Annotated in this window: 9 protein-coding genes and 1 pseudogene; 5 read left to right on the forward strand and 5 right to left on the reverse strand. The window is 45.0% G+C overall.

All coding sequences use genetic code 11. The annotated features are described in order from the left end of the window. Window positions 1-993 (reverse strand): type IV pilus assembly protein PilM (gene pilM / locus AB4496_RS07935; protein ID WP_372130790.1); only part of this gene is annotated, 993 nt, incomplete at its 3' end. Between the two features lie 151 nt (window positions 994-1,144). On the opposite strand from pilM, the gene AB4496_RS07940 reads away from it, so the two are divergent. Next, on the forward strand, window positions 1,145-3,703 hold the full coding sequence (locus AB4496_RS07940; RefSeq protein ID WP_032555356.1) for a penicillin-binding protein 1A: 2,559 nt from the start codon (window positions 1,145-1,147) through the stop codon (window positions 3,701-3,703). 107 nt (window positions 3,704-3,810) lie between these two features. Here the strand turns inward: AB4496_RS07940 and oxyR are convergent, their stop codons facing one another. Continuing rightward, a complete protein-coding gene (gene oxyR / locus AB4496_RS07945; RefSeq protein WP_009848900.1) occupies window positions 3,811-4,704 on the reverse strand; it encodes a DNA-binding transcriptional regulator OxyR in 894 nt (297 codons plus the stop codon). Between oxyR and AB4496_RS07950 the strand changes: the two genes are divergently transcribed. The 3 genes from AB4496_RS07950 (at window position 4,703) to AB4496_RS07960 (ending at window position 7,427) form a co-directional block, all read left to right on the forward strand. Next, on the forward strand, window positions 4,703-4,882 hold the full coding sequence (locus tag AB4496_RS07950; RefSeq protein ID WP_017099997.1) for a hypothetical protein: 180 nt from the start codon (window positions 4,703-4,705) through the stop codon (window positions 4,880-4,882). The genes oxyR and AB4496_RS07950 overlap by 2 nt on opposite strands. 44 nt (window positions 4,883-4,926) lie before the next feature. Continuing rightward, window positions 4,927-5,655 (forward strand): glutathione peroxidase, encoded by a 729-nt coding sequence (locus AB4496_RS07955; protein ID WP_009848898.1) that lies wholly within the window; start codon window positions 4,927-4,929, stop codon window positions 5,653-5,655. A gap of 305 nt (window positions 5,656-5,960) precedes the next feature. Beyond that, entirely contained in the window at window positions 5,961-7,427 is a 1,467-nt protein-coding gene (locus AB4496_RS07960; protein WP_009848897.1) for a dihydrolipoyl dehydrogenase, read from the forward strand. 180 nt (window positions 7,428-7,607) lie between these two features. Here the strand turns inward: AB4496_RS07960 and AB4496_RS07965 are convergent, their stop codons facing one another. Next, window positions 7,608-7,955, reverse strand: coding sequence for a RidA family protein (locus AB4496_RS07965; protein WP_004729674.1), 348 nt, complete (start codon window positions 7,953-7,955; stop codon window positions 7,608-7,610). An 87-nt stretch (window positions 7,956-8,042) separates the two neighbouring features. Here AB4496_RS07965 and AB4496_RS07970 point away from each other — a divergent pair, with 87 nt between their 5' ends. Further along, window positions 8,043-8,291, forward strand: coding sequence for a DUF3624 domain-containing protein (locus AB4496_RS07970; RefSeq protein ID WP_032555354.1), 249 nt, complete (start codon window positions 8,043-8,045; stop codon window positions 8,289-8,291). A 254-nt stretch (window positions 8,292-8,545) separates the two neighbouring features. Here AB4496_RS07970 and argH read toward each other — a convergent pair whose 3' ends face one another. Together argH and AB4496_RS07980 are read right to left on the reverse strand one after the other, a co-directional pair. Further along, entirely contained in the window at window positions 8,546-10,420 is a 1,875-nt protein-coding gene (gene argH / locus AB4496_RS07975) for an argininosuccinate lyase (protein WP_009848895.1), read from the reverse strand. A gap of 347 nt (window positions 10,421-10,767) precedes the next feature. Next, window positions 10,768-11,145: pseudogene (locus tag AB4496_RS07980) on the reverse strand (argininosuccinate synthase); the annotation flags it as partial.

The following is an 11,145-nucleotide window of genomic DNA, read 5'->3' on the forward strand; positions in this document are numbered from 1 at the left end:
CTTGAGTCCACTCATCGCCATACCCGCGGCAATCCCAAACAGTTGCCAGTCCACAGGCAATCGGTGCCGCTTCGACACCTTATTCTCAAATAACGATAAAGGATTGAGCGATTCACAACTCATCTGAAAATGGCGCTCTAGATCTTCAACTACCATCGGAATGCTGGCCCCTTCGCCCATCAGCCAGATCCCGGATATCGGCTCAAGTGCATTCACTGAGGAATAGAGTTGCAACTGTCGCTTAAGCTTTTCAGCCAAATTGACAATAAACCGATGTGTCTCCTCTGCGTTGCCGAACACACCTTCTGTATAACTCGGGCTGTCAGTGCCGCGAAGATCTTGAGTACCAAAGGCGATGTCTTTATAGAAAGGTGCTGAATCCTGCGGGATAATGCCTAACGACGTTTGGTCAACTCCCACGTCCACCAGCAACCAGTTACTTTTTTCAGGATAAAGGCGTGAAGCCAACTGCCAAATATTGAGCAGACCATGTGCTTGGGTGTCGATGACAACAGGTTTAAATCCGGCTTTATTTAAAGCATCCGCTCGACTGTCTACAACTTCCTTACGAGTCGCATATATCTGATAGCTACTTGTCGATCCTTTACCAAATCGTTTGTCTTCCAGCTTTACAAAATCTAAACTCAGCTCCTCGATAGGAAAGGGAGATTGATGAGCAAAGGTTTGATAGATAGAAAACTCCTTTTCTCTGTCTTCTAAGTCACTCTCTATTTGCAGTACTTTGCTGATCACCGTGTTATCGGGTACCGAAATGGCGACGTTGCGACAGCCAAAAGGCAGTCCTTTCCTAAGTTCTTTAAGTTTCTTAACAGTTTTCTGATACTCCAAAGTATGGTTAGCTGTAAAAATGTCGTCCGAAATCGGCAGCTCTTTGTATCCCACTAGGGCATACAACTCCCCCACGGGTTTTAGTACCACGGCTTTGATGCTGTGATGATTTATATCTATACCTGTAATTAATGATGAACCCATGTGACCTAGCTCCTGAAGTGCCAAGCATTTCGTTGATTATCTAGGGGTTGTGATTATTAGTTAAATAAGCGTTAATAAACGAAAGCTAAGTTTTTAACCTAGAGTACAAGGGTTTGCTGCTTATCAGCCTTAACTAATCAGGGATTATCCGGTGAAGTTCATAAAGCGATTATTCATATTTACATTGATTTGCATGATTCTTGGAGTCAGTACAATTTTCGGGTTTTACTATTACGTAAAACCAGAGTTACCTGATGTTGCCACTTTGCGTGACGTAGAACTCCAAACGCCAATGCAAGTCTTCAGTCAAGACGGTAAATTGATCTCTCAATTTGGTGAAAAGCGTCGTAATCCCGTGACTTATGACGAGATTCCTCGCCACCTAGTTGAAGCTTTGATTGCTACCGAAGATAGCCGCTTCTACGAGCACCCTGGTATTGATCCAATTGGTATCACTCGAGCAGCACTCGTGGTTGCTATGTCCGGTTCAGCCAAACAAGGGGCAAGTACCATTACTCAGCAGCTTGCGCGTAACTTCTTCTTATCTAATGAGAAAAAGATCATGCGTAAAATCAAAGAGATCTTCATTGCGATCCACATAGAGCAACTTCTGAGTAAAGAAGAAATCATGGAGCTTTACGTAAACAAGATCTTCCTTGGTCACCGTTCATATGGTTTCGGCGCAGCAGCGCGTGTTTATTTTGGTAAGGATCTTCCTGAACTCACTTTAAGTGAATTGGCAACGCTTGCGGGCATGCCCAAAGCACCTTCAACTATGAACCCTATTTATTCTGTTGAGCGTGCGACCAACCGTCGTAACGTGGTGTTACGTCGTATGCTAGACGAAAAATACATCACTCAATCAGAGTACGATGACGCTCGCAGTGAAGAACTTATCTCGAAATATCACGGTGCCGAGATTGAACTGAGCGCGCCGTATGTAGCAGAAGTTGCACGAGCTTGGATGGTTGAACGCTATGGTGAAGCCGCTTACACATCAGGCATGAAGGTTTACACGACCGTTGATTCAAAACTGCAAAAAGCAGCGAACCAAGCCGCGATTAAGAACCTACTCGGCTACGATGAGCGTCACGGTTACCGTGGTGCTGAAAAAGTATTATGGCAAACGGCGCAATCAGCTTGGGATCATGAACAAATCGTTAAGCACCTTAAATCTCAACCAACCTATGGTGACTTAGTACCAGCAGTTGTAACCGCTGTTGATTCGAAAAGCGCTCAAGTTTGGGTTAAGAACCAAGGTGAAGGCACTATCGAGTGGCAAGGCATGAATTGGGCGCGTAAATTCCTAACGGACAACCGCCAAGGTCCAGCGCCTTCTCAAGCGAAAGAGATTTTGGCTGTGGGTGAGCAAATTTGGGTTCGCCATGAAGCAGTAACAGGCGATGAAGTATCTGAAGAGCCTACCGAAGAAACAACAACTGAACCTGAAACACCGATTGTATGGCGACTAAGCCAAGTACCGAATGCGAACACCGCATTTGTTGCAATGAACCCGAACAACGGCGCGGTATTGTCAATGGTGGGTGGCTTTAACTTTGTACACAACAAGTTCAACCGTGCAACGCAATCTATTCGTCAGGTGGGTTCTGGTATCAAACCATTTATCTACTCAGCAGCGATTGAGAAAGGCTTAACGCTAGCCTCACTGATCAACGATGCGCCTATCAATCAATGGGATAAGAGCCAAGGCACGGCATGGCGACCAAAGAACTCACCACCGACCTATGTGGGTCCAACTCGTTTACGTATTGGCTTAGCTCAATCTAAAAACGTAATGGCAGTACGTGTACTGCGCGAAGTGGGCTTGGATGATACTCGTAACTACCTAACTCGATTTGGTTTTGATATTGACGAAGTACCGCGCTCTGAAACCATTGCTCTGGGTGCGGGTAGCTTAACGCCAATGAAGGTAGCTCAAGGTTACTCAGTATTCGCTAATGGCGGCTACTACGTTGAACCTTTCTACATCAGCCGCATTGAAACACCATTTGGTGAGACTGAATTCCAAGCGACACCGAAAGTAGTGTGTAAAGACGATTGCCAACAGCCAATGACCTCAGATTCAATGGCTGATGAGTTTGCCGAGCAAGATGTGGATGCCCAAGTACAGTACGCACCCCAAGTGATCACTGAGCAGAACGCGTTCCTTGTTCGTGAAATGATGTACAGCAATATCTGGGGCGGCGGTGACTGGAGTGCTGGCACAGGCTGGAATGGTACAGGTTGGCGTGCTCAACCGCTGAAGCGTCGCGATATTGGCGGAAAAACCGGTACCACCAATGACTCGAAAGATACTTGGTACAGCGGTTACGGCCCTGGCATGGTTGCAACGGTATGGGTTGGCTTTGACAACCACAACCGTAACCTAGGTCGAACCAAAGCGAACTCTAACCTTGGTAAAAATCAAATTACAGGTGCAGAAGCGGGCGCTAAAACAGCAGAGCCGGCATGGGTTGATTTCATGGGCACAGCGTTAGCGGGTGTTCCGGCACAACGTAAAGAGCTTCCAGAAAATATCGTTCGCGTTCGTATCGACCGTGAAACTGGCTTACTGACCAACAAGTTTGATAGCTCATCAATGTTCGAGTATTTCGAGAAAGGCACTGAGCCAACCGAGTACATTACTGAACGTTTCAATGATGACATCTACTCAACGTCATCAGGTGAAGCAGTAGAAGAGCTGTTCTAGTTAGGGTTTGTTGAACCAAGTAACATGAACCAACAAAAAGGGTTGATATGTATTCATATCAACCCTTTTTTTGTGTCTATAATCAGAGCTATCTACGATTTAAATTACTAAACAGCTTTATCTAATTGAGTTCGGATAGCCTCAGCCAATTGCTCAAAGCGCCCCTTTAACGGAGAGCCCGGTCGGTAGGCAACAACAATGCGACGTGAAGGTGTTGGGTTCACCGCTGGAACGTAACACACACCATCTTTCTGTTTTTCCTTCGGTACCGATAGCTGAGGAAGCAAGGTAATACCTGCCCCTGCCGCCACCATGTTACGCAGCGTTTCTAAGCTGGTCGCTTTAAAGCGCTCATCATCTTTTGCACCCGCAGCAAAACAGAAGCCTAAGGCTTGGTCTCGCAAGCAGTGGCCATCGCCCAGTGCAAGTACGGTTTGTCCATTTAACTGCAGCATATCAACAGTGTCTTGCTTAGCCCACTCATGATCACACGGTACTGCGACGCTTAACGGTTCGTTATACACATCAATCTCTTTGAACGCCGCCGTTTCATCAACTGCAGCCAATACCAAACAATCAAGCTTGCCATCTTCAAGTTGACTCACTAGCTGATGGGTCTGCGCTTCATGCAGGTAAAGCTCAAGATCGGGAAAGCTATCTTTAAGATGAGGAATGATCTTAGGTAAAATATAAGGGCCAACGGTCGGAATAAAACCAATGTGCATCGGCCCCGTCATCGCTTCACCGTGTCCACTCGCCATATCTTTAAAAGTTTTCACTTCATTGAGAATACGCTTGGCTTGTTCAACAAGTTGTAACCCTGATTCTGTAAATATTACCTTCCTTGGACTACGCTCGGTTAACTGAAGTCCAATTTCATCTTCTAGTTTGCGTATTTGACCGCTTAGTGTCGGCTGACTGACAAAGCACGCTTCTGCCGCTTTTCGGAAGTGTTTATGCTCTGCGAGCGCCACCAAGTATTCAAAGTCACGAATGTTCATGATCAGTCTCTTACCTCAGGTTTTAATAAGAACAAGGGTTCTAATAGAAACATTTAAAAGAAAAATGCTCTTGATAGAATTTACCTATCAAAACCATAACATCAAACGATTAGAGCTATCAAAGGATTTGTCTAATAATGGGCTCAACGAAACGAAACAGAGCAAAGAAAAACGTTAAGCTCTGATAGAACAAAATTCAAAATACTATTTAAGGAAATCAATATGTTTGCATCTAAAGAAGGTCAATCAATCCCTCAAGTAACATTCCCAACTCGCCAAGGCGATGCATGGGTTAACGTAACGACGGAAGAGCTATTCAAAGATAAGACAGTTATCGTATTCAGCTTACCAGGTGCGTTTACACCGACATGTTCTTCAAGCCACCTACCTCGTTACAACGAGCTACATTCTGTATTCAAAGATAACGGTGTTGATGACATTCTATGTGTTTCAGTAAACGACACATTCGTAATGAACGCTTGGAAAGCAGACCAAGAAGCTGAAAAAATCACATTCATCCCAGATGGTAACGGTGATTTCACAGACGGTATGGGCATGCTAGTTGAGAAAAACGACATCGGCTTCGGCAAACGTTCATGGCGCTACAGCATGCTGGTTAAAAACGGCGTGGTAGAAAAAATGTTCATCGAAGAAGACGTACCAGGCGACCCGTTCAAGGTTTCTGATGCAGATACTATGCTTAACTACATTGCTCCTGAGCACAAAGAGCAAGAGTCAATCACAGTATTCACTAAGCCAGGCTGTCCTTTCTGTATGAAAGCGAAGCAGAACCTAATCGACAAAGGTTTGAACTACGAAGAAGTAGTACTAGGTAAAGACGCGACAACAGTAAGCCTACGTGCAATCTCTGGTCGCACAACGGTTCCACAAGTATTCATCGGTGGCAAACACATCGGTGGTAGCGAAGAACTTGAAGCTTTCCTAGGTTAATGACTTACCATCGATATAAGCTTAATCGTTAAGTTAACTAAGCAATATCAGCTAACCCACCCTCTTGTGGGTTAGCTATTCCAAACACTCTTATCTGAGCTTTGGAAAAGAATATAGCTTGTGACTCGCCCGTCTTTAACTAACCTATAGTTAGTAACAAGAAGCAGTTAGCAATAAAGGCAGAGCGACAAGCTAAACCTAATAAAACAGAATCACAAAACCTGCCCGTTATCCTGACTCTCAAAAAATCACCAGAGTTGGAGGGGTTCGTTCAAACTAAATTTAGCTATTGCGAGAAAATTATTATGAAACAAGTCAATGTAGATGTAGCAGTTATCGGGGGCGGTACGGCAGGTTTAGGTTCTTACCGCGCTGCAAAAGCACACACTGACAGTGTTGTGATGATTGAAGGCGGCCCTTACGGTACAACCTGTGCTCGTGTTGGTTGTATGCCATCTAAACTGCTTATTGCAGCGGCTGAAAGTGTACACCAAATTGAGAAAGCTCCGGCTTTTGGCGTTCACCCACAAGGGGATATCGTGATTAACGGCCGTGAAGTGATGGACCGAGTGAAGTTTGAACGTGACCGTTTTGTTGGTTTTGTTTTAGAAGGTGTTGATGAAATCCCAGAGCAAGACAAGATCTCTGGCTACGCAAAGTTCTTAGATGACAACACGCTACAAATCGATGACCACACAGTTGTGACGGCTAAGCGTATTGTTATCGCAACAGGTTCTCGCCCTGCATACCCTGCAGTTTGGAATGAACTTGGTGACCGTCTGATCATTAATGATGACGTATTCAGCTGGGATGATTTACCAGAATCAGTGGCGGTATTTGGCCCGGGCGTTATTGGCCTAGAGCTTGGTCAATCACTACACCGCTTGGGTGTGAAAACAAAACTGTTCGGTTTAGGTGGTCAAGTTGGCCCAGTAACCGACCCAGAGATCATGGCTTACGCAGACAAAGCCTTCAATGAAGAGTTCTACCTAGATGCCGACGTGAAAATCGAAAGCATGAAACGCATTACCACAGAATCGGGTGAAGCTCGCGTCGAAATCCAGTTCATCAATAAGCAAGGTGAATTAGAAACTAACATCGTTGAATACGTACTGGCAGCTACAGGCCGTCGCCCTAACACTGATAAGCTTGGCCTAGAAAATACCTCTCTAGAACTTGATGAACGTGGTGTGCCAGTTGCAGACCACTACACGCTACAAACATCGCTACCATCAGTATTTATCGCTGGTGATGCGAGTAACCAACTGCCTCTACTGCATGAAGCAGCAGACCAAGCGCGTATTGCCGGTGACAACGCAGGTCGTTTCCCTGAGATTCGTGCAGGCTTACGCCGCTCTAAAATCTCGGCGGTATTCTCTGACCCGCAAATCGCGATGGTTGGTGAAACGTACAAAGAGATCACCACCCGCCTAGGCACATGTGGCTGTTTCGCAACGGGTGAAGTGTCTTTCGAGAACCAAGGTCGTTCACGAGTGATGCTACGCAACAAAGGTATTCTGCACGTTTACGGCGAGCAAGGTACAGGCCGTTTCCTTGGTGCTGAAATGATGGGACCAAACGCAGAACACTTGGCGCACTTGTTAGCATGGGCACACCAGAACAAGATGACGGTTTCTGAAATGCTAGACATGCCGTTCTACCACCCAGTAATCGAAGAAGGTGTACGAACTGCACTACGTGACCTCAATGCGAAACTGCACCTAGGTCCAGAGATGGTGAAACACTGTCTGGATTGTGGTCCGGGCTGTTAATCTCAGACTATCGTTAGTCAGTTAACAAACGCTAGATACTAAAAAGGAAAGCCATTGGCTTTCCTTTTTGTTTTGGCTAAACGCATCAGCTAATCTAAAGTTAAACTCGTCATTTCAAAACCGAGGGACGAGGTATCTGGAATCTCTTGAAGCCATTGCGTCACTAAAAGCTTTAAGCCATTACTTCTCAGCGGCAATCACAGAGATCTCAACAAGTAGCGCTTCACGAGCCATGTCGCCAGTCACACATGCGCGAGCTGGAGCGTGGCCTTCAGGTACCCATGCATCCCATACTGCGTTCATTTCTTGGAAGTCTTTCATGTCTTTCAAGTAAATCGTTGCTGACAGCATGTGCTCTTTATCGCTGCCCGCTTGCTCAAGTAGGGCTTCCACTTTATCTAGCATCGTTTGTGTTTGTTCTGTGATGTCTTTAGTTGCATCAGCACACACCTGGCCACATAGGTAGATAGTGCCGTTGTGTTTAACAATACGGCTCATGCGTTGTTTGGTTTCTTGGCGCTCAATCATCGACTTTCTCTCTCTGTGTCACCGTGATCCAATATCTTGTGACGTGTTATTATCAAGGCAACAAGCATAACGCGAATCAAACCTAAGATGACATGCATTCATTGCAATAAAAGTGAAAAAATCCGTAACAAACTCGGCCGCTGCCAACGTTGTATGAACCAACTGATGGTGTTGTCGATTTTAAGTTGGGGAGCGTGGTGGTTATTTTTCAAAGAAGACCCAAAAACCATCAATGCCATCGCGTTGATGATGGCCGCTTTCACGTTCAGTGGGTTGTTGTGGTTGCATTGGATAATGAAATTTTTCGTGCTGCCTTTAAGGGAAAAGAAGCGTTAGCAGAAAGACTTGATTAGATAAACGATAATGGCTAGATGTTCGATTCAATGACCCGATAGTGCTTTGATTTAACGACCTACCCTCATTTCCCAAACAGCAGATAGAAAAAAGCCCCAGAACCAATCGATTCTAGGGCTTTCTTAGAAAATTCTAAGAAAAAGCAGTGGTACTTTAATAGACCGGACTTTTCTTAGTTTGTTCCCAAAAAAGATCAGATTTTTGATCTTTTTTTTAGGTGCCATAAAATCAATGCCTTATGCAACATTCACCTTTGCGATGATCTGTTCAACCAAATTCACTTCCAACGCCACTTCATCACATGCATGTTGGCGAGGACACTGATCACAATCTTTCAGTACCTTCTCAGGCAACAGAGATTTTGATGTCGGTAAAAAGTCATGCTTCATAAAGAACTCTGGGGTACGAGTCAGCACAAACACCTTCTTGATCGCCATTTGTCGCGCTTTATCAACCAAGTGCTGCACAATCGCGGTGCCCTGCCCTTGGCCTTGCCAACCAGCTTCAACACCTAACGAACGGATTTCCGCTAAGCCAGAGTCATACACATAAAGTGATGCACAACCTGTCACCTCTCCATGATGCTCTGCGACGGCAAACGAACCAATATCACGCACCAGTTCATTACGAGAACGAGGCAGGTTTTCACCCATATTCGCCCAGTAGGCCACCATGCCTTCCAACGCTTCAATATCGGTCAGACGAGCAGAACGAACCTTAACGATAGAAGTATCACGCTGTGATAAACGCTTCTCTGCTTGGTCAACCGCGTAAGCCACTTGTTGTGGTGATACACCGCCTAGCGCACTACGTTTTTCAAGACACGATTCAATGGTCAGGATGTCATACACATCCTCTTCAATCACCTCAGAGAACTCTTTCATCTCTGCGATGGTTAACTCTTCTAATGCGCAGCCTTTAGCAATAGCTGCGACGACTGTTACACCAACAATGTGGTGAGCTTCACGGAAAGGAATGCCTTTCGCTACTAAGTAATCAGCCAGTTCTGTTGAGTTCGCGTAACCTTGTTTTGCTGCTTCAAGTGTACGTTCGCCGTTCACTTTAATGCCGTCAAAACAAAGAGCAGCCATTTCCATACAATCATTCCAAGTATCTAAAGCGTCGAACAGACCTTCTTTATCTTCTTGCATGTCTTTGTTGTACGCCAAAGGCAGAGCTTTCACTGTCATCATCATTGCGGCTAATGAACCGTATACACGGCCAGTTTTGCCACGGATAAGCTCTAGCGCATCTGGGTTTTTCTTTTGTGGCATCAGAGATGAACCTGATGTCACGGTATCTGCTAACTCGATGAAGTTCGATTCACCCGAGTTGTAGAAAATCATATCTTCTGCAAGACGCGAAAGGTGAAGCATAGAAATAGATGCAATCGACATCAGCTCCATCACATGATCACGGTCAGATACTGAATCTAGAGAGTTACGCGTTGCACGATGGAAACCTAAGTTGTGAGCTAACTCTTCACGGTCCATCGGGTAAGCAGTTCCAGCAAGGGCACCAGAACCCAGCGGACATGTATCTAGACGCTTAATCGCATCATTCAAACGAGAATAATCACGCTCAAGCATTTCAACGTAAGCCAAGCACCAGTGAGCAAAAGTTACCGGCTGAGCACGTTGTAAGTGAGTGTAGCCAGGAAGTACGGTTTCTTGATGCTGAGAAGCGACGTTCACCATTTGGCTTTGTAGGCGATCCAATGCAAGTAGCAGTTGGTTACCTTGCTGACGACACCATAGTTTAAGGTCTGTGGCCACTTGGTCATTACGAGAACGGCCAGTGTGAAGTTTTTTGCCCAAGTCACCGACTTTGCCGATAAGTTGTTGCTCGACCCAGCTGTGAATATCTTCTGCATCAGAACGTAGAATCTGTTCAGGATCTTCCATCACCTCAAGTTTTAGCTCATTCAACGCTAACTCAAGCTTCTGTTGCTCTTCTTCTGTTAATACGTTGACCGACAGTAGAGCTTTAGACCAGGCAATTGAGCCCACAATGTCTTGCTCAGCCAATCGGTAATCAAAACGAAGAGAATCGTTAAAATCTTTAAACCGGGTGTCTGCTGCTTGGGTAAATCTACCGCCCCATAATGCCATTGTGTATCTCCTAATTGCACAGTGCTCACTGTTTTTGCAAATGATAATTCTGATTAAAATTCAGTATTTTTCTGATGGTTTAAACTTACGGCAATTCAAAATGAAAATAAAGTATTAATTCATTATTTTCACATATTTATTCATCAATGATTTAATCCACTATTTATTTTCAGCGTGATTCGCGAATTATATGCCATTCAATGATAAAAACCGAAGCTGATTTATTAGACTAATAGATAGAAAAAAGCCCATTCACTAGTCAATAGTGGATGGGCTTTGCATAATAATGTCTATTTGCTAACCTTCCGTTATTCGTAAAAGGCTAGCTTACTAACTCATGGTTAGGATTACTTTTGACTATTCAGAGCACGGATACGGCTTGATAGCGAGTAAAGACGGATAAAGCCTTCAGCGTGGCTTTGGTCGTAAACTTCATCTTCACCAAAGGTTGCAAACTCTTCTGAGTACAGGCTGTTGTCAGAACGCTTCTGAGTCACCGTTGCATGGCCTTTGTAAAGTTTGATAACCACTTCACCATTTACGTCTTGTGCTAGTTCATCTGTTGCCGCAAGAATTGACTTACATAGCGGAGTGAACCAACGACCGTCGTATACAAGGTGAGAAGCTTTAACACCTAGCTCTTCACGGAATTCGAATGCCGCTTTATCAAGAACCAGTTGCTCTACTGCACGCAGTGCTTCCATCATGATTGTGCCACCTGGAGT

Source organism: Vibrio sp. 10N.222.46.A1 (assembly GCF_041473595.1).
Taxonomy (GTDB): domain Bacteria; phylum Pseudomonadota; class Gammaproteobacteria; order Enterobacterales; family Vibrionaceae; genus Vibrio; species Vibrio tasmaniensis_A.

What these genes read in the sequence shown, in the direction of transcription:
- AB4496_RS07950 (WP_017099997.1), top strand. Translation starts at nt 4,703, where the DNA reads ATGATCAGTCTCTTACCTCAGGTTTTAATAAGAACAAGGGTTCTAATA.
- oxyR (WP_009848900.1), bottom strand. Translation starts at nt 4,704, where the DNA reads ATGAACATTCGTGACTTTGAATACTTGGTGGCGCTCGCAGAGCATAAA.
- AB4496_RS07955 (WP_009848898.1), top strand. Translation starts at nt 4,927, where the DNA reads ATGTTTGCATCTAAAGAAGGTCAATCAATCCCTCAAGTAACATTCCCA.
- AB4496_RS07960 (WP_009848897.1), top strand. Translation starts at nt 5,961, where the DNA reads ATGAAACAAGTCAATGTAGATGTAGCAGTTATCGGGGGCGGTACGGCA.
- AB4496_RS07965 (WP_004729674.1), bottom strand. Translation starts at nt 7,955, where the DNA reads ATGATTGAGCGCCAAGAAACCAAACAACGCATGAGCCGTATTGTTAAA.
- AB4496_RS07970 (WP_032555354.1), top strand. Translation starts at nt 8,043, where the DNA reads ATGACATGCATTCATTGCAATAAAAGTGAAAAAATCCGTAACAAACTC.
- argH (WP_009848895.1), bottom strand. Translation starts at nt 10,420, where the DNA reads ATGGCATTATGGGGCGGTAGATTTACCCAAGCAGCAGACACCCGGTTT.